Source organism: Mariniphaga anaerophila (assembly GCF_900129025.1).
Classification (GTDB): domain Bacteria; phylum Bacteroidota; class Bacteroidia; order Bacteroidales; family Prolixibacteraceae; genus Mariniphaga; species Mariniphaga anaerophila.
Genome location: NZ_FQUM01000002.1, coordinates 358,786 through 381,918, shown reverse-complemented (window position 1 = coordinate 381,918; position 23,133 = coordinate 358,786). Strand labels below are relative to the sequence as shown.

At 42.1% G+C, this 23,133-nt stretch carries 12 protein-coding genes; 7 read left to right on the top strand and 5 right to left on the bottom strand.

Annotated features, from left to right (window positions below):
* Positions 1-176 precede the first annotated feature (176 nt).
* From BUB08_RS04750 to BUB08_RS04715, 7 genes are all read left to right on the top strand, one after another.
* On the top strand, positions 177-776 hold the full coding sequence (locus tag BUB08_RS04750; protein ID WP_072999403.1) for an RNA polymerase sigma factor: 600 nt from the start codon (positions 177-179) through the stop codon (positions 774-776).
* A 327-nt stretch (positions 777-1,103) separates the two neighbouring features.
* The gene (locus tag BUB08_RS04740) at positions 1,104-2,282 is read left to right on the top strand and encodes a FecR family protein (RefSeq protein ID WP_072999400.1); all 1,179 of its coding nucleotides are present in this window, start codon (positions 1,104-1,106) and stop codon (positions 2,280-2,282) included.
* A gap of 130 nt (positions 2,283-2,412) precedes the next feature.
* The gene (locus tag BUB08_RS04735; protein ID WP_217651560.1) at positions 2,413-5,820 is read left to right on the top strand and encodes a TonB-dependent receptor; all 3,408 of its coding nucleotides are present in this window, start codon (positions 2,413-2,415) and stop codon (positions 5,818-5,820) included.
* A gap of 29 nt (positions 5,821-5,849) precedes the next feature.
* Positions 5,850-7,775 (top strand): RagB/SusD family nutrient uptake outer membrane protein, encoded by a 1,926-nt coding sequence (locus BUB08_RS04730; RefSeq protein WP_072999398.1) that lies wholly within the window; start codon positions 5,850-5,852, stop codon positions 7,773-7,775.
* A gap of 33 nt (positions 7,776-7,808) precedes the next feature.
* A complete protein-coding gene (locus BUB08_RS04725; protein WP_072999396.1) occupies positions 7,809-8,954 on the top strand; it encodes a SusE domain-containing protein in 1,146 nt (381 codons plus the stop codon).
* Between the two features lie 276 nt (positions 8,955-9,230).
* On the top strand, positions 9,231-10,253 hold the full coding sequence (locus tag BUB08_RS04720) for a family 43 glycosylhydrolase (RefSeq protein WP_072999394.1): 1,023 nt from the start codon (positions 9,231-9,233) through the stop codon (positions 10,251-10,253).
* Between the two features lie 94 nt (positions 10,254-10,347).
* The gene (locus BUB08_RS04715; RefSeq protein ID WP_072999393.1) at positions 10,348-11,427 is read left to right on the top strand and encodes a glycoside hydrolase 5 family protein; all 1,080 of its coding nucleotides are present in this window, start codon (positions 10,348-10,350) and stop codon (positions 11,425-11,427) included.
* A 192-nt stretch (positions 11,428-11,619) separates the two neighbouring features.
* On the opposite strand, the gene BUB08_RS04710 is transcribed toward BUB08_RS04715, so the two are convergent.
* The 5 genes from BUB08_RS04710 to BUB08_RS04690 form a co-directional block, all read right to left on the bottom strand.
* Positions 11,620-13,554, bottom strand: a complete 1,935-nt coding sequence (locus tag BUB08_RS04710) for a heparinase II/III domain-containing protein (protein ID WP_072999391.1) — start codon at positions 13,552-13,554, stop codon at positions 11,620-11,622.
* A gap of 105 nt (positions 13,555-13,659) precedes the next feature.
* Positions 13,660-17,178, bottom strand: coding sequence for a sulfatase-like hydrolase/transferase (locus tag BUB08_RS04705; RefSeq protein ID WP_072999389.1), 3,519 nt, complete (start codon positions 17,176-17,178; stop codon positions 13,660-13,662).
* 79 nt (positions 17,179-17,257) lie between these two features.
* A complete protein-coding gene (locus tag BUB08_RS04700; RefSeq protein ID WP_072999387.1) occupies positions 17,258-18,658 on the bottom strand; it encodes a BNR-4 repeat-containing protein in 1,401 nt (466 codons plus the stop codon).
* A gap of 12 nt (positions 18,659-18,670) precedes the next feature.
* Complete coding sequence (locus BUB08_RS04695) at positions 18,671-20,674, bottom strand: alginate lyase family protein (protein ID WP_083570609.1); 2,004 nt, start codon at positions 20,672-20,674, stop codon at positions 18,671-18,673.
* 10 nt (positions 20,675-20,684) lie between these two features.
* Positions 20,685-22,898, bottom strand: a complete 2,214-nt coding sequence (locus BUB08_RS04690) for a polysaccharide lyase family 8 super-sandwich domain-containing protein (RefSeq protein WP_072999385.1) — start codon at positions 22,896-22,898, stop codon at positions 20,685-20,687.
* Between the last annotated feature and the right edge of the window lie 235 nt (positions 22,899-23,133).

Sequence of the window (23,133 nt, the reverse complement as noted above, 5' to 3'; positions counted from 1 at the left end):
ACTCAATAGACAGACAAAAAGTCAAAAAAAGCCGATGTAAAAACGCTGTATAATACAACTCTCCAGAAATGGCAAAATCAAGATATTTGCTTTAAACAGAAGTAAAAATACTGAAAACTGAGTTTTAGATTTTCGATTGTTATTGCTAAAATTGCAGACGCAAATCGAAATGAATAATGAAATTTCCCGGATTGTCAGATGCAGAAATATGGGAGCTCTTCAAAAAAGGAGACAAGAGGGCGATTGCGCATATTTATTCCCTGTATTCTGAAAATGTTTATCTATATGGACTAAAAATCACGTCAAACCATGTTTTGGTTGAAGACGTTATTCAGGACATGTATGTACATTTAATCCAAAACCGAAAAAAATTGGGAGATACTGACAATATTCTCTTCTATTTATTAAAAATATTCAAAAACAGACTATTACGAAAACTGCAAGGAGAACAAAGGTTTGTTAATGAAGCTATTAATGATTACAGCTTTGATGTCACCTGGTCGGTTGAGCACAATATTATCCTTGAAGAAGATTCCGAACAAAAATTAAAAATGGTTCAGGACGCGTTACTGGGCCTAACTCCACGGCAAAAGGAAGCAATCTACCTAAGGTTTACCAGAGAACTGAAATATTCCGAAGTAGCAGAAATTATGGATATTAGCGTTGAAGCGTGCCGTAATCTTATTTCAAAAGCGATAAAGGGGTTAAAAAGTTCCGTTTCTGAAAAAGAAAATAATTTGATGGCTTTATTCGCATTGATAGTAAAACATGTGTAGACTGTGTTTCAACACACAAGCCTATTTAATATGCCTACGTCGTATTTAAATTCACAAATGGACATCAAAAAAAGTCGTGAGAATAATAGCGCAATAATTGTTATTCTCCAGTTGTTTCTGATTGATAAAATTGTTTTGAGTTCTTTTTTATTTCTCCTTCCAGTTACACCTCCGATTACTAAGAACAATTTCGTCTCCCTCATATAAACGTCTAGCAAACTGAATTTCAACAATCTAAAAAACGCCTCATTTTTCATGCAAAAAACTTAAGAAAAAATTGATGATGTTTTTACATTGAATGTATTTTCAATTAAAAAACTGAATTGTATGGACATTAATAATTATAAAAATTATTCCACCGAAGATTTCGTTCTTGACGACAATTTTATGGAGTGGGTTCTACACCCCAACCAGTCGAATGAAAAATTCTGGAATGAGTTCATAAAAAACAATCCGGATAAAAAACATCAGGTAGAAGAGGCTGTTTTTATTATAAAATCATTTCAGGTAACTGAACCATCTGTTTCGAATGAACGACTTGAAACGCTTTATAGAAAAGCTCCCTTATCTTTTAAGTCCGGCAGAATTATTGGGTGGCGCTTTGCAAGGATAGCTGCAATTTTATTTTTTATTCTTTCCATTGGTAGTCTGACGTATTTTCTTCAGCTAAACAATAGTGCTTTCCCAATTAAAGCAACAAACACTGCATCACTGGCAAAAGGAAAAGTTATTTTGCCTGACGGAACAGTAACAGAATTTGAAACGGAACAGACAAAAATCCAACAGATATTAGCGGGAGGGCTCACAATTAACAATGACACTGTTGTTATAAAAGGAACCGAAAAAAAGCCACTAAAACATTCACTAATACAAGTGGTTGTTCCATATGGAAAACGCTCGGAAATTACATTAGCCGACGGAACCAGGGTATGGTTAAATTCGGGCAGTCATTTCTCTTATCCAAGCAAATTTGATCAAAATATCAGGGAAGTATACCTAACAGGAGAAGCATTTCTTGATGTAAAAGCCAATCAAGACAGTCCCTTTTATGTGATTACAGAAGACGTAAAGGTGAAGGTGACTGGAACTCGCTTTAACGTGACCTCTTATGCCGGGGAAGACAACTCGCAGGTGGTATTGCTTTCCGGCAAAATTGATGCTTCCAGGAATAAACGATTTGCCAGATCTATTGAAGTGAATCCCGGCGAACGTGTTGTCTATAATAAAACAGATAATGACCTGGCGAAAGACAAAGTTGATGTTGAATTATACACCTCTTGGATTGACGGGTACATAATTTTCAACAACGAACCGGTGGAAAATATCTTAAAAAAACTGGAACGCTACTATAATGAAAAGATTTTTATCGGGGAACTCTCCAGCCATGTAAAGTTTTCAGGAAAACTCAATCTGGCCGACGATTTAGAGAAGGTTCTGAAGAACATTGGTTACTCAGCCTCTTTCTCCGTAAGATACGAAAATGATGCATTTTTCATCAACCAATAACTATGTTAAACTAAAAAATTGCTTATGAAATAGAAGAGACAAGCCAAAAGCATAAAAAACCGGGATGTGCGACCAACAGACCCCGGTTAAAAACGAATTCTTATTAATAATAAAAAGTCAAAACAAAATTATGAAAAAAAAGCAACCCGGCGGAGGGTTAGTATATGATCTCCGTAAAATAATGCGAATTATGCGATTAAGTATCTTTTTAATATTGATGAACACATTAATGGCATTTAGCTCTACTTCCTATTCCCAAGTAGCAAAATTCACACTGAACTTCGAAAACGCAACAGTGAAGACGATTTTCAACACGATAGAACAACAAAGTGAGTTTTTGTTTTTCTACCAGGAAGATCAATTGGATTTAAACCGAAAGGTAAGCCTGCATTGCTCAGAGCAAGACTTGGAGTCCATAATGAAACAGGTTTTTGCAGGAACTAAAAATTCATTTATAATAAGCGACAGGCAAATTATTATTGGATTAAAAAAAGACAAAAGGCTGGAAAGTAGAGCTACTGACCTCAACAAAAAAATTCTGACTGAAATCAAACAACCCCAGCAAAATTCTGTTTCGGGTCGGGTTATTGACTCAAGTGGTCAACCAATTCCAGGATTATCTGTAGTTGTGCAAGGAACTATGGAGGGGACAATTACAAATGACGATGGGCGTTATACTTTAACGCCCTCCAAAGCGAACGCAATACTAGTCTTCTCGTTTGTGGGGATGAGAACACAGCAAATACCAGCCAATCAAGTTCCACTTGAGTTGGTAATGAGAGATGAGACAACCGACCTGGAGGAAGTTATGGTTGTGGGATACGGAACACAGAGAAAAGCATCAGTGGTTGGTGCCATCCAGAACATCAATCCTGGTGAATTGCAAATTAGTTCATCAAAAAACATTTCAAACACCCTGGCAGGAAAACTCGCCGGAGTAATTGCAGTAACTCGCTCCGGCGAGCCTGGTTATAATCAGTCGAATTTCTGGATTCGAGGAATTTCTTCGTTCTCGGGAAGCACCAACCCGCTGGTTTTAGTTGACGGAGTTCAGCGTACTCTTGACGATCTGGATATATCAGAGATTGAATCATTCTCGATATTAAAAGATGCTGCGGCAAGTGCCATGTACGGCGTTCGCGGGGCAAACGGGGTTATTCTGGTAAACACCAAACGAGGGAAAATACAGAAACCGGTTGTAAACGTAAGAGTAGAACACGCGGTAACCGCCCCAACACAAATGCCATCTTTTATTAATGCTGCCGACCACATGCAGTTGCTAAACGACCTTGCTGCTGAAGAATTCAAGGTTCCTTACTACGAGCAAAAAACGATTGATCGTACTCGAAGAGGATACGATCCTGAATTATATCCAGACGTTAATTGGGTTAAATCAATTTCAAAAACGAATGCTTACAATACCCGTGCGAGCTTAAACGTAAACGGAGGGTCTGCGATATTGCGATACAACCTTACCGGATCGGTTTACTCGGAAGATGGTATTATGAAACGGGATGAATCACTCCCTTACGATACCGGCACAGGATTAACCCGCTATAATCTTCGCTCTAATGTAGATTTGAACCTGACAAAAACTACTTCCATGCGTTTTAGTGTTGGCGGGTACTTACAAAAACTACATAAACAGGCCAAATCAACTTCCTCCACATGGAACTATGCTTTTCAAACTCCGCCAATGGTACATCCTGCCGTTTATTCAGATGGTAAAATTCCGGTGCGTAGCGGACGTGTAAATCCCTGGGCCTATTTAACTCAATATGGGTATGGTATCTATACAAGCAGTAAAATTGAGTCGTTGTTTTCCATCGAACAAAAACTTGATTTCATAACCCAGGGGTTAAGTTCAAAGCTGTCATTTTCTTTCGACAACTACAGCTACAGCTCGTTAACACGAAGTAAAAGTCCTACCTATTATCTGCCAGCAACTACTCGTGATGACGAGGGGGGACTGATGCTAACCCTTCTCAGTTCCGGTTCGGAGTTCTTAAACTACTCTGAAGGAAGTGACTATGGGAACAATCAAACATACCTGGAATGGGTAACTAATTACGATCATACATTTAACGAAGTTCATAATGTTACAGGGTTATTACTTTATAATCAGAGAAGTTATGACAACGGAGGAATTCAACCATACAGAAATCAAGGAATTGCAGGCCGCGCTGCCTATTCATACAAAAACAAATATGTGGGAGAGTTCAACTTTGGCTACAACGGATCTGAGAACTTTGCCAAAGGGCAGCGTTATGGTTTTTTTCCTTCATTTGCAGTAGGCTGGTTGGTTTCCGAAGAAAATTTCTGGAAAGGAATGAAAGGGACAATTGACTTCCTGAAAATCAGAGCGTCATGGGGACAAGCAGGTAACGACCAAATCGGTTCCAACAGACGTTTTGCATACCTCACAACAATGAATTCGTCTGCCACAGGATATGACTGGGGAACCACAGGCAATTATTATAGAGAAGGTGTTACTGAAGGTGAAATTGGCGTAAATAACCTTACGTGGGAGACTGTAACCAAAAAAAACCTGGGGCTGGAACTTAGAATGCTAAATTCGCTGCGCATACAGCTAGATATATTTGATGAATACAGGAACAATATTTTTATGCAGCGGCGTACCATTCCTACTCAGGCGGGCTTATTATCTACACCGTACGCCAACTTTGGGAAAGTAAAAAACCGCGGAGGTGAAGCTGCGGTTACTTATAATAAAAAAATTAACCAAACCAACATATCCCTATTTGCCAATGTAAGTTATGCCAAGAATGAGATTCTGGAATACGATGTTCCAATCGGTCAGCAAGGAACGCATCAGGATATTACAGGTCATTCGATCAACGAAATGTATGGTTATAAGGCATTGGGCTTATATACTGCCGAAGATTTTGATACTGACGGAAATTTATTGTCCGATTTACCACAAAACGAATTGGCTGAAGTACGTCCGGGCGACATAAAATTCTTAGACTGGAACGACGATGGAGTGATTAACTCGAAAGACAAAGGATATATTGGTGGAACCAACGACCCTCGTATGGTTTACGGTTTCGGCGGTAATATTTCATTCCATGGCTTCGACTTTAGTATTTTCTTTCAGGGAATAGGCGATACTTATCGTTTTATTGGAGATGAAAGTGATTATTTTATACCGGGGTCAGGACAGGGAATCCTGGGAAATATTTTCACAAATTACACCGATAGATGGACGGAAGAAAGCCCTTCCCAAGACGTATTCTGGCCACGCTTGTCGTACGCCACAAATTATAATAATAATGCAAATTCCACCTGGTGGAAAAAGGATATGAGTTTTCTTCGTCTGAAACAGGTTGAATTTGGCTACAATATTCCGAAGTCGATAACAAAAAACAAAGTCAAAGCCTGTCGTATTTATATCAGTGGAAACAATCTTCTGACATTTTCTAAATTCAAATTATGGGATCCTGAACTCTCAACCTCCAACGGATGTAAATATCCATCCCTCAAATCTGTCATGCTGGGCGTTGATCTAATATTTTGATATAGCAAACAATAATAAAACATCTAAAAATGAAAATACAAATTAGATATATAATACTAGTTCTGTTAAGTACTCTGATTTCCTGTTCTGATTATCTGGATAAAGAAGCTGATACAGAATTAACCATGGACATGGTATTTACAGATAAAGACCGGATGGAAGGTATGTTGGCTTATGTATATTTCGGAATTCCAGACCCCTCCTGGGGATATCTATCAACTACCGGCTGGAGTGTTTTTGGCGACGACTGGACTCCTTCTGAACGGTGGCAACAGTGGGGATGGGATGCTATCCCAAAAATTACCGGGAATTGGAATACAGCAACCGCATGGAAAGGGAATTACTGGGCTGACCTTCCACGACGAATCCGTACTGCAAATATTTTAAGAAAAAATGCTATTCCAATCGAAGGTACAACTATAGATGAACAAGAAGTGACATACATAAAAGCAGAATGCCGATTTTTACAAGCTTATTATTACAGCTTGTTTCTGAATTGCTACGGCGTTTGTCCATTTCAACCCGATTACATTGCCCCCTCCGATGGTTCAACCGAGGAACTGCTTACCGGTCCTGTTCCTTACGACAAAATAATTGAATGGTGTGATAATGAAATGCTTGAAGCTTCAAAAGCATTGCCTGCGACATATACACAGGAAATTAAATACGGAAGAATAACTTCAGTTATGTGTCTGGCTGCACGTGCCCGTATGTTACTATTTGCAGCATCTCCGCTTGTAAACGGCAATTCTGATTATGCTGATTTTACAGATACAGAAGGGACGCCGCTTTTTAACAGTACTTATGATCAATCCAAATGGACCAGGGCTTTAAATGCACATAAACTGCTACTGGAGAAAGCAGAAGAAGCAGGCCACAAGTTATACAAAATGTATAATAATGATGGAAGTATAGATGCCTTCGCCTCTACAGCCTGGGTACATGCCCGTACTTATGCTGATGGAAATAAAGAAATCCTTTTCGCCCGTCCTCAGAATCACACCTCCTTGGACAAATTCACATCTCCATACGGTGCAAAAGGAAACGGTGGTTTGGGAATGACACAGTCATTGGTTGATGCATTCTTTATGAAAAACGGACTTCCTGCAATAGTAGGTTACGAAAATGGCGATAAAACCAAACCCGTCATAAATCCAGAATCGGGTTATACTGAAATCGGTTTTTCAACCACTGACGATGTAAGAACCGCCGACAACTGGAATTGGTACGATGGAAAAGAAGGAGTTGCTGCCAAGGCCGGAACATTTAACATGTATGTAAACCGCGAGCCCCGCTTTTACAATGCAATACTTTGGAACGAACGCTATTACATTTGGGACAAACGGAATGTGGATTTTTATAAATACGGAAAAGATAATAACTACACCCACGACGCTCCACAAAATGGGTATTTAGGATTAAAACGGAAACATCCTAATTCCGATTCAAAAAATAACTCTTATAAATATCGCCCGGGAATTGTTTACCGTTTGGCTGAAGCTTACTTGAGCTACTGTGAAATACTAAATGAAGTGCGTCCGGGGGATGCGGAAATTTTAACCTACCTCAACCTGATACGTGAACGGGCAGGTATTCCAGAATACGCTACGTCGCAAATTGAAGGTTATATAAAAGTAGACCTTAAAAACCAAGATGAAATGAGGAATCTTATCCGCAGAGAACGCAGAGTTGAACTTTGCGGAGAAGGCGTTCGTTACGATGACCTTAGACGCTGGAAAGAAGCAGAAGAAACACTTGATGGTGATTTCTATGGAATGAATTTTTCAGGTACCGAAAAATCGGATGACCCAGCCAATCCAAATGCCTTCTTTGTCCGTACCCAATACCAAAAAAGGGTTTATCAGAAGAAATACTATTGGTTCCCGATTTACCAGACCGAAATTGACAAAAACCCTAACCTGGTACAATCACCTTACTGGACAGAGTCAGAATAAAAACAACTTATCAATTTATTAAACAGAGATTCAATGAAAAAAATAAACATAAAAGCAATATTTTTTGTCATCAGTTTGCTAGTAATGGCCAGTTGCGGTGATGACGATGATGTCAACATTGTTATAGATACCGTTGAAGATGGAATGCATTTAACTGCCAATGTTGATGAGATATCTTTGTCGCAAGATTTAATGAATGAAACGGCCCTTACTTTCCGTTGGGATACGGCACAGCAACGTAGTAATAACGGACAAATAACCTATTATTTTAAAATGGGTTTGCCGGGATTAACCACAGCTATCGACAAAATTGAAATAGAAGAAGGAGTCTCAGAGTACAGCATCAATCATTTCGATTTAAATTCAATGCTATATGGTTTGGGCGTGAACTTTGGCAGTACCACTCAACTGGAAGCAGAAGTAATAGCCTGGTCGGAAGGAGATTATTTTGTAAAGCCGGAAATATCAACAACTAACGTTACTGTAACAACCTTCGAAATTGCACCGGTCAATCTTTATCTCGTCGGCTCCGCCAATCCTAAAGGACCGGAAACAACCAATGGCATTAAACTTACCGAGATTATTGAAGGCCGAAATATCGGGAACAACTACGAATGGATTGGAACTTTACAGGAAGGCACATTTAAGTTTGTAAATTCTATAACCGAAGACAAAGGCTCGTGGAGTAAAGGAGAAGACGAAACAACTTTGGTAAAAAATGAAACAGTAAGCAGTTCTGATGTTGAATTTACGGTTACCAAGGCCGGTTTGTATTCCATCATACTTGATAAAAATGACTTAAAAATTATTCACGGGTATAAAGGATTTAGTCATGTATGGGGAGTAGGACTGGGAATTGGTATTGCATGGTCAATGCCTTCGTCCGACGAATTTGCTTGGAACCCAAATAATCCGAATATTTTCACGCTGGAATGTACCACTCAGGCTAACCAGGATTTCAAATTGCCTTATAACGATCAGAGTGCCAAGTGGAGTTCTCCTTTCTTAAGGCCATTAAATGCCAGTGCCAATATCTGGGAAGACAATCAGTTACAGGCTACACCTTCAGGGTACTCTCCCGACTTAAAATGGGCGGTTACCGAAGAACAGGCTGGCGATTGCATCCTCACAATCGATGCCTATAATATGACCATCAGTTTGGAGAAGAAATCGAATTAAAAAGTAATTAATTTTAGAAATAAAAAACATACTACATATTAATATCTTCATACAGAATTCAACCGGAGGCTATTTTCTTCCGGTTGATTTTTTTTTTATACATTTCGTGAAGAATTCCGATGAAGTTCTTCATAAAAAAGATTAAAGTTCGGCAGAAAACAATTATATCAACAAATAGAAATTATAAAAATAGCATGTCAAATACTCCTATCAAAAGGAATGACAATCCATGCGAAATTCATTTAACACCTTTATAAACAAACATTTTTTAATCACATGAAAACACGCCTTTTTGCTCTCGCACTAATACTTTTCACTCTCTCCCTCAGTTCCTGCAATAGTGACTCGGAAAAAAAAGAAAAGCCTTCAAACGAAAACATAACCACAACCTATAAAAATCCTGTAGTTTCATCAAGTTTTCCGGATCCTACAATCATAAAAGCGAATGATGGTTACTTTTATCTGTATGCTACTGAAGATATCCACAACACACCTATCCTCCAATCGAAAAACCTGGTTGACTGGAAACTTATTGGCACTGCCTTCACAGAGGAAACTCGCCCAAACTGGGAACCAAATAGTGGAATTTGGGCTCCTGATATTAACTACATCAATGGACAGTATGTTCTTTATTATTCCCTTTCAGTTTGGGGAGGAGAATGGACATGTGGAATTGGTATTGCAACTGCCGAACAACCTGATGGGCCGTTTACCGACAGAGGACAATTATTCAGAAGCAACACAATTGGTGTTAAAAACTCTATCGATCCATTTTACTGGGAAGAAAACGGCAAAAAATATCTCACATGGGGAAGTTTCCGTGGCATTTATTGCATCGAACTGGCCGATGATGGACTATCAATCAGGTCGGGAGCTGAAAAAATCCAAATTTCAGGAACAGCGATAGAAGGTTCATACATTTATAAAAAAGGAAACTACTATTATTTATTTGGTTCTGCGGGCACCTGCTGCGAAGGAGCAAACAGTACATACAAAACCGTTGTTGCACGCTCAGAAAAATTAATTGGCCCCTATGTAGATAAAACAGGCAAATCGATGATGGAGAACAATTATGAAGTTGTTATTCAAGGAAACGATGTGTTTGTAGGGACTGGCCACAACTCTGAAATTATTACTGATGACGAAGGAAATGAATGGATCTTTTACCATGCTTATTTTAAAAGCAACCCGGACAAAGGACGGGTTTTGTTGATGGATCAGATTCACTGGATTAACGAATGGCCGGTGGTAACAAATCAATCTCCTTCTTCAGAAGCTACTGCTCCTGTTTTTAACTAGATAATAATACATTTTTCAAATTACTGTTTATCTTTACCAAATACAATGTAACCCTTTTTCAGTTCATATAACATATCAAAAAATATCTTACAGAATGAAAAATAACCAGATTTACTTGATTGTACTTGCAGCGTTATTCGCGTTAACAAGCTGCAAAAACAGTACTCAAACTAAAGAAAAAACTCCGGCAATTTGGACAGAAGAACAGGCTCAAAACTGGCAAACCGAAAACGAATGGTTGCGGGGCTGTAATTTTAATCCGAGCACTGCCATTAACCAGTTGGAGAACTGGCAGGCTGAAACATTTGACCCGGAGACCATTGACCGTGAACTGGGATGGGCTAAAAATATTGGGATGAATTGCATGCGTGTTTACCTGCATCATGTTGCGTGGCAACAAGACAAACAAGGCTTTAAAGGCCGCATTAACAAATACCTCGACATTGCAGACAGTTATGGCATAAAAACCATTTTTGTTTTCTTCGACGACTGCTGGAATGCAGAATACCATGCAGGTAAACAACCCGATCCAAAACCGGGCGTTCATAATTCGGGATGGGTGCGCGATCCGGGCGATCTACTATTTCAGGACTCAACGCTGGTTACCACACTGGAATCTTATGTAAAGGATGTATTATCAACCTTTAAAGACGACAGCCGCATCGTTTTATGGGATTTGTACAACGAGCCGGGCAATTCAGGGTACAAAAATAAATCGATGCCGCTTTTAAAGAAAGTATTCGAATGGGGATGGGAAGTTAGGCCATCTCAGCCATTGACAGCAGGAGTTTGGAGCGCCCCTTTAACCGATTTAAACAAGTTTCAACTTGAAAACTCAGATATAATTACATACCATAACTACGAAGGGCCGGAGCAACATCAGGCTGCAATTGACACATTGAAAAGCTACGGACGCCCGTTGGTTTGTACCGAATATATGGCTCGCAGAAACAACAGTTTGTTTTCGAATATAATGCCGATATTAAAAAAAGAAAATATTGGCGCGATCAACTGGGGACTGGTTGCCGGAAAATCGAACACCAAATACGCTTGGGACGAACCAATTCCAGATGGATCGGAACCGCCACTTTGGTTTCATGAAATTTTCAGACCCGACGGCACTCCTTACATACAGGAAGAAGTTGAGTTAATAAAAAGCCTTACCGGGGAATAAACAGGGACATCATTTTAAAAGATCATTCTATACATTCAAAGAGGGAGCCACATACTCCCTCTTTTTTAATGCCCCGTTAGCACGGGTTTTTGCCTCAACTCTTGATAAAAAAATTGGAATCTCTCCTGCTGAAGCAAAGTATAAACTTGCAGCAGCACAGGAACAAATATCAACTGTTAATTTACATAACTACTACCTGGCATCGGTTATCACAATCTCATTTTTCCCTTTTGTTTTCGAGTTATTTACGGTAAAAACAATTCGGGTAATGCCATCGGGCCAGTACCTCTTCAGACCATTATCTGTTACTTTAATAAACTCAATCTCCGGTGAAACACTTTTAGAATTATACTTCATTTCGAGCTTAAAACCATCGCCTTTCAGCAACAATACTCCGGGGTGTAATTCAGACACGTCGCAATAAGTTACAAAATTGATGGTAGTCGGTTCTTCCAATACTTTTTCCAGTTCGTAATCATCGCGCACTACAAACCGCTTTCCACGGTCGAGTTCATAAGAACGCACCCATTTCTTCACAGCAGCCTGCTCCGGATAAGCATTGAAAATATCGGTTGAAAAAACAGCCTTTTTTGCATCGGCTTTAAAATTAGTGTTGGTAGCCACATATTTTCTTCCCTGCATTTGATCTACCCCATTTATTTTGGGAAGATTATGAAACTGCGACTGCATGGTCCATATTTCGTAACGCCGGCTGCTAAATGTTTTTGCGGTGTAGGTTTCGCGGCCAATGTCCACCAGGCAGGGCTTTCCATCAAAATATAAAACGAAGGAACCTAAATCGTTATGATTATGGCTTTCGGCGTTGTGCCCACCTTTGGCAGCAAAAAAGAATCCGTCGGAAGAGCCCGCTTTGTCACGTGCGCCGGCAACCTGGGTTTGTGGCAACCAAAAATCACTAACAAGGGCATTCTCAGCATCGGCATTTTCTATCTCTTTCAGGTACATCAGCTGCATAATTTGCTCATCTACTTTCCCTCCCGGAGTTTTTTCTCCCCACGCTTGCTTTTGTGCCAAAAATGCGCCGAACTTCTGCATAACCGGATCGCCAATATCTTTTCCGTAGCTGTAGATTATTTGCGGGCGGCCTCCGGTAGTTGCATCGGCATCGGCAAAGTTGATAAAATAGGGATAATTGATGTAGGCTTTATAAATGTAGTTGCCCATATTTTTTATCAGCTGATTGTCGTACACATTAAACTTTCCGTTTGTGGCCCGCTTAAGCAAATCGAGGCACTGATAGAGCGATGCCCCTGCCCTGCCCCAGTACGAAGGGCCTTCGTCGCAGCCGCCATCATCAGGATAAACATTAACAAATTCATCCAGAGAGCGAACCACTTTTTGCACGCCTTTAATTTTTTGTTGCTGATTATCTTCAAGAATCAGAATAGCAGTAAGCATGTTGTGATTGGTCCAGGGGTTCCAGTTATTCACTTCACGTGTTCCGTCGAGCCCCTGCCACCAGAAATCATTTCGTTCATAGTACGGAACGACTGCCTTTTTCATAATCTCATCTTTCAACCGTTTGGCAATGAGCGGGTGGATTTTATCGAATTCATCTTTAAACAGGAACCAGGTCCACGAAAGAATATTGGCAATCTCTCCCACGCCAAGGTCAATCACCGGCTCGTCGGCATCGGGTAGTCCGTGTGGCGCCTTTTGCGCGGTAAGATGCGCCGACCACCCCCACCAGGTTTGTTCGCTGTAATACCAAACGCCGTTTACAATCTGGTCTGTAAACCGACCTTCGCCTTCGGTAAGTTCTCCCATTACCAAAGCGACCAACGCAGCTCGTGGCGCAGCATAAACTTCCTGCCGGCGGTCGCCGGAACGAATAATTTCCAGGTAGTCGGTTGCTTTTACTACCGGCCAGTTGTAGTCCAGATATTTCTCGGCCTGCCCAATATATTGGCTACGAACAACCTCGGGCAGAGCGTTCCAAAACGTTCTTTCAGCGTAATCAGGAAAGCCAATTTCTGAAAAATCAGCAATAAGCTCCTGATTCAGGTTACATGCTGCGGCTTCTTTTTGAAGCAAATTGCGTTTTTCGTAAGAAAATGCGCCTACGGAAAAACACACCATTAAAACGACAAGGATTATTTTTTTCATTTGACCAGTTTTATTTTTTAACAGTAATTATCTGAAATCAATTCTTTAATCATGAACTTTAGCGCATCAATTTGCGTGGTGTTTCATTTCAAATTAGTATTCTGTTTAAAATGAATTTATTCGAATTTCGATATCATTTTTCCCGGGATTCAGCCGTATGGAATCAAAAGCAGGAATTACAATTTTGCCGTTAAGCGTTACTACATCCTGTGGCGACAAGGCTATTTTAAACTCACCAAACACATTGCCCGGCAAATCAATCGAATACTTTGTTAGCCGATTATTTATACGCTGATACTCACCTGATATTTCGCCCCGAATGACAGGTACTTTTATTGAACAGCTTTTTAAATCGCCCATCTGCGGACTTATGGAAACCACTTCGAACCCCGGTTTTTTGGGCTGGATTCCCCACAAATAGCGAGCGATAATATTGGCCGGCACAGCTCCCCATGCATGATTCCAGTCGGAATTGGGTTTGTACTTCATATCCCAGGCTTCCATACTAATGGTTGACCCCACTTTTATCATGTTATACCAACTGCGGTCGTGGGTTGCAGTCATTAGTTCCAGCCCATAATCAGCTGCGCCTGCGTTGTAAACCGCTTCCATTAAATACTGAGCCCCGTAAACACTGCATGCCATTCCGCGCGATTTAATGTGTTCGACTACACGTTGTTTGTATTCGTCTGGAACAATTCCGAAGGCCAGCGGAAACATATTTGCATGCACCGAGCCGTGTTCTGTTCCCAAACCATCGGTATAATATCCTTTTTCGTGATTATACAATTGTTGATTAATCGACTTTTTCACCCTGGCAGCCCTCAGATTAAAATCAAGCTCATCGTCTGTCCGGCCCAACAAAGCGGCAAACTCCGCCATAATTTTCATGTTTTGATAGTACAATGAATTGATGACGGTATTTACCGGCTTAAACACAAAGCCGTCGTCTTCGCCAACCACTCCGCCAAACCCGCCTTTTTGCGGCCAGTCAACAATATCGCGCAGTCGCTTGGTTGTATCGGCAAATCCGAGGTTCATCATCAACTCGCCATTGTGAGCGGGCGAAAATGTGGAAATAAACCCATCTTCTACCTCCAACGCCATCAGCGTTTTATATTTCAATTCGTCGTAGTAATGTTCAATCAGCTCCGTATTTCCGGTGTACATGTAATCCTGGAAGAACAACATTGCCACATGCAGTTGCCATTCGGTTGGCCAGGTGGGCTTTTCCATGAAATACTCGATGGTTCTCCGCGCAATGGCATATTCGTTATCTACCGCATAATGGCTCAACTGATTCAGATAGGCGTCTGCTTCATAAGGAATCCGCTCGCGCTCGCCATCCACATAAAAGCCGGCAAAAGATGTTGCTTTCTGAGAATATTTACACAATTCCCAAACGCGGTTTAAAATGGTATCGGAACTTAAAAAAGCGCTTGTATTTTCCTCGAAATAGTTGAAATAAGCGACCTGTGTAACATCATCGGCAGTCAGGTTTTTAGCATTTTCAATTTCGACATAACGAAACGGCATAATCACCAGAAACGAATCGGGCAACGCCACTGCCATCTCGTTGGTATTTCTTTTGTCCGGCGTTAAACGAATCTGATAATTCTTTTTTCCGGGAGCGACTTCCAGTAGAACTTTTTGATACCGAATAGTTCCCCCAGGCGCACGATCGATTTTTCCGTCGAGCAGCTTTTCACCCAAATGAATGGTCAGGATTTCGGGAGTTGCCGCTGAATAATCAATTTCAAACGTTCCAAATGCGTCTTTTCCAAAATCGATAAAATAGCTGTCATCTGCCCTGCGGGTAAAATGTGTTGGTTTAATTTTTTCAACCAAAAACCAATTGGGCGTAGTAATTTGGCGCTGGTTAAAAGTTCCGGTTACAAATTTTTGAGGCGCTGAATATTCCGAAGTCCGGTTATCCTCATCAAAAATCCTCACTTTCCAGAAATATCCGGTATTCGGTTTTAAGGGGGCTCCGGCGTACTCAACATTTGTGGACGCTCCGGTTCTTACCTGCCCGCTGTTCCACATGTCTCCAATATTATTATCAATCTGCTCTTTTTGTGAAGCAACCAAAATCTGATATGCTTTCTGCAACACAGCTTTCCGGGGCACAATCCAGCTAAATTCGGGCTTGCTATCGATAATTTGTGCATAACGGGGGTCGCGAATATATTCCACCGCCAACCCCGACGGAACACCTGAAAAAGGATCAGCATACTGTTTCGTCAGCCTGTCCAGTTTATTCCTGAGTTTCTTTACCACTTCCGCGTATTCCGGCTTCGACACCAGATTTTCGATTTCCCCCGGGTCATTTTTCAGGTTGTACAACTCTTCCAACGACTTGTCGTTCACATACCTGAAGTATTTCCATTCAGACGTGCGCAGTCCCTCGCTCGGCGGAATGTTCTCAAATTCCCAAAGATGTTCTAGCAAAACAGTATCGCGCGGCAACGCTTTCATCTGCCCGGACACCACCGGCACCAGGCTCTTCCCGTGCCACGATTCTGGTTGGTCAACTCCGGCCAGATCAAGGAGGGTTGCCGGAATATCAATATTCATCGCCATATCATCCAAATCGCGATGCTGCTTTACCCGCGGATCGAAAACGATAAGTGGAACGCGCACCGAGTTATCATACATAAGCCATTTTCCGGCCAGTTGCCGTTCTCCCAAAAAATAGCCGTTATCGCCCATCAAAATAATAACAGTATTTTCATCCAACCCCTTTTCTTCCAGCTTTTTCCTGATTTTTGCAATTTCCAAATCGATGCCGTAAATCATACGGTAATATCCTTTTACACTGTGCTGATATTTCTCAGGAGTATCAAACCGCCACGTCCAGCGTAAACGGTTAAAGCCCTCCCGCACCGCGGCTGGCTGCTCCAAAAAATACTTTTCATCGCTCAAATCAGGCTCCGGCATCTCCATATCTTCATACAAATTGCCAGACTCTTTTTGCCAGAAATATTGTTCCGGAGCCCCGTCGTGAGCATGTGGTGCGCTAAAACTCAGCGACAGGCAGAATGGTTTTCCAGAAGGCGCATTGTCAATAAAATCGAGCGCCTGCTGCCCTGTATATCTTGTGAGATGAACAGTGTCTCCGTTAATCGTTTTATAAAAATAGCCACGATAATCGGGAAACCGGTTGTTCCTGTCGTAATCGTCAATCACATCAAAAAGGGCTTCCTTATCGGAATAGTTAACCCCGAATTTTCCGAAAAACCCGGTAAAATAACCGGCTTCTTTCAACAATTTCGGGTAAGATTTTTCCATAAATTCAGTTCGTATCGGGCCGGTTTGAAACGTGTATTTATGTGTGCGTTCGTGCAAGCCGCTAAAAATGCTGGCACGGCTGGCAGAGCAAATAGGGGTAGCTGCCATGCCGTTACGAAAATATGCGCCACTTTCGGCCAGCTTATCCATTTCAGGAGTCTGAATTATCTCATTCCCTGAGTAGCCCAACGCGTCCCAACGCTGGTCGTCGGTCAGAATGAAAATAATATTCGGCCTTTTTTGCTCTTTCTTTTTATGCGCTGCATTTGCAGCATTAATAGTTATTAAAGGGAGAAAACACACAAGAATCAGGACGAGATTTCTACGGTTCATATCGGTTGATTTAACTATGCTTTAATCCATTAAGAAAAGAATATTCAACAGTTTATTTATCCTGTGGTTACCTGCTTTGCTATTTTATTTTGATCGGTTTTTCAAAATCATTTTTCATGTGGTAGGGCAGTTTCCAGACATTCCCTTCAAAGTCGCCAAAATAGAGTTCCGATTTGCTGAATTCGTGCGAATTGCCATCAGCCCAGAAAAAACAAAACGGTGCTTTAAAATTTACCGGGCGGCGAACATACGAATGGCTTGCCAAACTATTTTGGGTTAAAACCCGGGCTCGTTTCCATTTTCCGCCTCCATCTCCTGAAGTCCACACAGCAAGTTCACCGCCAACGCCCCACTTTTGAGGCCCCGGCTCGGTAGGCCCCACAACACTCATTTTACTTCCGTCGATAAAAATACTGCCCATGTCGTAATTGTGGTCAGACTCCGTAACAACAGATGTTTTCCAAGCAGCCCCGATCCAACGTGTTACACACCATTCGTACGGGGCATTTCCCGGCCCGGGCTCGTGGCCGTTGCTTCGAATGTACAAGCAGGCGGGATTTCCCTCATCGTTAAAACCCATGTCTTTCACATAAACATTCTTCCCCTGCGAAACATAATCAGTTACCCGTGCCGGGTTCTCAACAGTGACCAAGGGCATTTTCAAAATTTCGCCCGATGCGTTGGTCCAGGTTTCGCCAAAGTCTTCGGTCTGGAGGTAATATAAATCAGTACGTTTATCTACATTCCCCTGCGGATGGCGGTTTAAAAACGTTCCCAGCTTTCTCCTGTTAAAAACGGCGCTGGTCTGATAATGGCCTGATTTTTCGCCTTCGTTAACAGGCATTGCAGCCAGCAAGCGGTCTTCAGTCCAGGTTACACCATCAACACTGGTTTCGTAAAACAGTTGCCGCACTCCGGTGTATTTTGTAAAAAAGTGGAAGAAGCCAAAACTGGTGTTCCAGGGCTGTGGGTAGGTCATCACCTCTTCAGTAACCTGTTCAAATTTTTCGATTGAAAAGGGCGCGCTACTTCTAAATTTGTAACCCATTCGCCGCACATTACGGCCGCTTATAAACACCCAAATGTAACCGTCGTCGTCAATCATCAGCGACGGATTATCGTGCGGATCGTTCACTCCCTGTTTGTCGAAAACCACGGTTGGTTTCGATACCATTCCGGTTTGATGATCATATTCGCCAATCATGCACAGCAGGTAGCGTTCATTCTCATTGGTTGTTCCGCCATAAACAAAATAGGTTTTATCGGCTTCGGCCGAATAAATAGCCAGTGGCACATGCTTGGCCGTGTAAGTTCCCAACGCACCCGAATATTTATCGCCGTACTCGTATTTCTGATTGAGTTCGAACCAAATGGCGCGGTAGCCGTCAAATTTCGTATTGTTTAACGAATTCTGACCAAATGCATAACACAGCATCATAAACAAAAAACCCGTGACCAGTACTTTCTTTCCCTGCTTCATTTTACATCGGTTTTACAACGGAATGGTTACAAACCACTCATCATTTTTACTATTGAAAACTCTCAACCTTATTTCATCATCGGTTTTCGAAACGATTTCTGCTTTCACATCATCCGCCACATTTTTCGATGGAAACAGAACCCAGACAAATTCATCGTCACCTTCAATTTTGGTTGAATAAACCGATGCAACATTGGGTTCGTATTTATTGTATTCTCTACTGTACCAACCTTGTATTTCAGGTTCCTCCTGGCCTTTCACCAGATTCAATTTCCACTTTTGGCTGCCCACCGGAACAATTTGCAAATTTCCGGTTTCATTTTTTGTAACCACTTTACTCCCGTTAATTTGGACATCACAGTCGGGATGCCAGTGCCAAAGCGCATCAATTTTTCTGGGGCGGTCTGTCTTAATCTGGTCAACCACCACCCACAAATCGCCGCGGGCGTAGAACAGCCTCCGGGTATGCTCACACACTCCTTCAACACCGGCAAATTCACCAAACGAACTCCAGGCATAATCGTACGCATCAGTTACACGCCAGTGCTTTTCAGGCACCGGTTGTTCTGCCAGCCGCGGACCGGGGCCCTGCCCCTTTCCGTCGATGAGCAAAACGTTGTGGCCGGCGCTTCCGCGAACATAATTCCGAAACTTTTCCGCCACTTCTCCGGTGTAGGCAAACCGGCCGGCGTCCACGAGCAAATCCCGCCCGTAAGCAGCAACAGAAATATGCAGTTTATCGTTATGCTGATGTCCGCTTCCCCAAGGGCCAATATCAAAAAACGACCAATGTGCATCGGCATCGAACCCGCTGCGGGAAATAAGATGGCCTGCCCAGGGAGAGAAAAAGGAAGGTCTGTTTGCGGGCGTTTCTCCGTTTTTTCCGTTTGAAGCAATAAATTCCCAATCGGGCCGGACATACGATTTTGCAGCATCAAGTATTCGCTGCCGGTTGTCATCCAAATCTCCATCGTTGTTTAAAATGCCGGTACCATTAGGCCGCATGGTGTAAGCCAGATAGTTCTGCATTTTTTCGAGGGTTTCCAAATAATAGTCGGGAAGCGTGCGATTGGCATTTTCGCAAATATTTTTGAAAAGCTCGAAATTGGCTAACGCAACAATATGGTAATGCAAAGTCAGTTCTGTTTGTACACCATCGGGATAAATCTGGCCTTTCATGCTTTCAACCATTGTGCCGACTGAATAATCCAACCATTCGGGCGCATCTTTGTATTCGGGGAAATTGGTTGCAACGGTTGCCAGCGCCGAAATTTCCATGGTGAGCCAGTTATTTTCGCCATGAAAATTACGGTTATAATGGGCATGGTCGGGCAAACTGCTTAACATCAGCAACCGGGTTGCCGGCAAAAGGTATTTACTGTCCATCAATCCATAAAAAATCTGCGACCAAACCTTCCCCCGGAAGCTAACTTCCAAGCCACGCCACACCGAAGTGCTGCTTTTCTTCTCCGGATAAGGCATGCTTTTGATAATAAAATCGCGTAAAAACAAATCGATGTAAGCAGCATACTTTGGATTCCCGGTTTTTAAATAGGTTGAAAGCACATAGCTAATCTGGCTGTGCCTGTTGGAAAGCCATGCCCACTCCCTATCGTTGTTCGGGCCTTTGTAATACCAGTCGCGGTGTCCGTCTTCCAAAAAAGGAACCTCACCCCTGACATTCTGAATTACAAAAACATTTTTCAAAATAGTGTCCGCTTCAGCATCCGTGCGATTCGACTCGTCAGGCAAAACGTTCCTCAAATGCCCGGCATTGCCGCAGTGCCGGTAATAGTTTAAAAGTTGTGTGCACGCTTTGGTAAGATTTCCCGAATCCCGGGCTTTTTTCACGTTCTCCATTCCCGGGTATTCAACATTAAACTGCCCCAGCATCTTTTCCATCGCTTCCGGATAAGCTTTACACACATCGTCAACCGTTTTAATTTGCTGCCAGTTTTGGGCAAAAACAGCTCCGCAAAACAGCAAAAACGAAAGAGACAACACAACAAATTTCATTGAAAGGCTTTTAAAGTTTGACAGTTGCACTGCTACCGGCATAATTTCCACCGGGAAGTTCAATGGAAATGTGTGTCATCCGGGTATTCTCATTCCAGCTTGCGGTAAAAGTCTCACCGCTCTTTTCAATCTTCGTGGAAACAGACAAATTGAACCGGCTCAATTCCCGGTTGGGATCAGCTACCGAGATTTCGGTTATGCTTCCGTTTTTCATTTTTAACATCACAATTCCCGGGTTGTCACTAAAAAGCTTCACAGTCGGGAAAATCTCAATTTCTCCGCCTTTATAAAACACAACCTGACAAATTTCCAGATTAGTATTTTCCACCGCCTGTATTTCGGGAGTATTCTTTAAAATAGTAATATTATTTTTTGAACGGTTCTCTTCCATCTTTTCCATTGATGTTGCAGGAACAACAATGTACTCATAGGCCGCGTCAGACGGTCTGGAACCGTGATTCAGCCAAAGTTTAAAAACATCTGCTGTAACTTCTTCTTTCGGTGTGGAAATTTGTTTACTGATGTTCCACCAAGAGCCGGTTGCAGCGCTGTTTTTTAATTCGACATCTGTCGGGTTTGGGAAAACGTACCCTATCCTATCGTGAAAAACCCAGTCCACATTTTCAAATGTTTTCTCTCCCTTTTCAACGGTTACTTTTTTGTTTTGCGAAGAAAGCGCCACCTCGCCCCGAAGCAGGCACTGATTAACAGTTGTTACCACCGGAAGATTCTGTTTACACGAAATTCCTGCGCCGAGACACACGTATTCCTCATCGAAAAAAAACCAGGATTTACGGGCAACCAACGGATCGTGCGGGCTTTTAAAATCGAAAGCCACAGCTCCGTAAATGCCATCGGTAACTGCTCCCACAAAATCGGTCAGCCCCAGTTTCTGAATTTGGTTTGGAGCCGGCAGCTCTGCTTTTTGCATAATAGTAGCACCGGGAACCTTCTGATAATCAAACACCGGAAAAATGTCATAATACTCGTCGCCGGTGCGGGAAATGTGGTTGGCCCCGTCGCCGCGATGGTGGTTCAATAATCCTTCGCTGTTGTATGGTTCTTCCATATTATGCGTTCGCGTAGAATACATTCTTACCGACGTAAACCAGTCGGGACGCTGGTAAGAAAAGTGTCCGGTATTCCAGAAAAAAGTAGCGTGGGAAACAGTTGGCTTAATTCCCTGATTTCTGATATCAGCTATTTCCTTCAGCTCTTTTCTTCGATACGCGGTAGCAAGCAACAAATTTTCAGCGGTTTTGGCGCTGTACGGGCGCAAAGTTCCACGACGGCAGACACTGCGATTTTTTGCTCCCGGATCGGGGAACTTTCCATAGATGGAAGTTTTACAGATTCCATCCAGGAAATAATCGACCAACCGTTCCTGTTTGTCATCGGCAAATGAATACCGTGTGTTTGCCGTATAAACAGCCCACTCCACAAACGCATCAGCATAACTCAATCCGTAAGAAAGAGTATTATTTACGCCATCGCCCCGATGATGAAAACTGTTTCCGTACTGAATCCCGCGCCCGCCGGCCGACCGGTTGGCAAACCCGCTGCTATTAATACGGTATGTATATCCATATTTCCGTCCGATCCATTCTACATATTTTATCTCATTTTCGATTACCCTGACTACCTCGTCAAAAGTTTCCCGGTCTCCGAGAAAAAGCAAATTTTTGGCCTGAATTCCTGCTATTTTAATTCGGTCTCCTCCGGGGCGCGCACCCGGCGCATCAATATTTGCCCGGTTAATGATGGGCTGCGCTTTTTCCACCAAATCTTTCGGCAACTCATCGCCGATAAGCAGCATCACATGCACAAGGTTGTTTGGGGTGCCAATCTGGTTGTGCCACCAGTTGTCGCAAATATAATCGTGGTCCACCCAGTTTTTCAACGCCAGTTCAACTACATTCTTCACTTTCGTACTTTTAAAAAACCGGGATGATTTTGTGTTGTAAGCCCTTGCCAGCGTTACAATATTTGCAGAGTGGCGGCTGTGTTGAAATCCCTCGCGCGACACATCCTGATAATTGATGTCGGGCCAGGTACCGTTTTCCTGAATGGAATTAAGCAGATTTGCCACCTCATTTTTGTCGACAGGCGTTTCCATCAGATTTTGGAATACGCGTTGTTTTATCAACACGAAATCGTCACTTTGTGCAGAATGGGCTAACAACAAGCAAAAAAGCAGGGCTACTGGTTTTAGATTGATAGTCATAAAATCCGATTTATTGATTTTCGTTTTATTGGTAAAAAATCTCAAATATGCTTTCTGTAAGAAATCTTGATTTTCTCTTTTTCTCCACGAAATAGAACTAACAGAGCGTAGAAAACAAGCGGTACAATCTGATGATTTTCTGTAGCAATATATAAAAAAAACAACGTGAAAGACAAGCCTTGTCTATTTAATACTTCTTTAAATATCATTTTCGCTTTACAAGTTTCGTCAATCC

What these genes read in the sequence shown, in the direction of transcription:
- BUB08_RS04750 (WP_072999403.1), top strand. Translation starts at nt 177, where the DNA reads ATGAAATTTCCCGGATTGTCAGATGCAGAAATATGGGAGCTCTTCAAA.
- BUB08_RS04740 (WP_072999400.1), top strand. Translation starts at nt 1,104, where the DNA reads ATGGACATTAATAATTATAAAAATTATTCCACCGAAGATTTCGTTCTT.
- BUB08_RS04735 (WP_217651560.1), top strand. Translation starts at nt 2,413, where the DNA reads ATGAAAAAAAAGCAACCCGGCGGAGGGTTAGTATATGATCTCCGTAAA.
- BUB08_RS04730 (WP_072999398.1), top strand. Translation starts at nt 5,850, where the DNA reads ATGAAAATACAAATTAGATATATAATACTAGTTCTGTTAAGTACTCTG.
- BUB08_RS04725 (WP_072999396.1), top strand. Translation starts at nt 7,809, where the DNA reads ATGAAAAAAATAAACATAAAAGCAATATTTTTTGTCATCAGTTTGCTA.
- BUB08_RS04720 (WP_072999394.1), top strand. Translation starts at nt 9,231, where the DNA reads ATGAAAACACGCCTTTTTGCTCTCGCACTAATACTTTTCACTCTCTCC.
- BUB08_RS04715 (WP_072999393.1), top strand. Translation starts at nt 10,348, where the DNA reads ATGAAAAATAACCAGATTTACTTGATTGTACTTGCAGCGTTATTCGCG.
- BUB08_RS04710 (WP_072999391.1), bottom strand. Translation starts at nt 13,554, where the DNA reads ATGAAAAAAATAATCCTTGTCGTTTTAATGGTGTGTTTTTCCGTAGGC.
- BUB08_RS04705 (WP_072999389.1), bottom strand. Translation starts at nt 17,178, where the DNA reads ATGAACCGTAGAAATCTCGTCCTGATTCTTGTGTGTTTTCTCCCTTTA.
- BUB08_RS04700 (WP_072999387.1), bottom strand. Translation starts at nt 18,658, where the DNA reads ATGAAGCAGGGAAAGAAAGTACTGGTCACGGGTTTTTTGTTTATGATG.
- BUB08_RS04695 (WP_083570609.1), bottom strand. Translation starts at nt 20,674, where the DNA reads ATGAAATTTGTTGTGTTGTCTCTTTCGTTTTTGCTGTTTTGCGGAGCT.
- BUB08_RS04690 (WP_072999385.1), bottom strand. Translation starts at nt 22,898, where the DNA reads ATGACTATCAATCTAAAACCAGTAGCCCTGCTTTTTTGCTTGTTGTTA.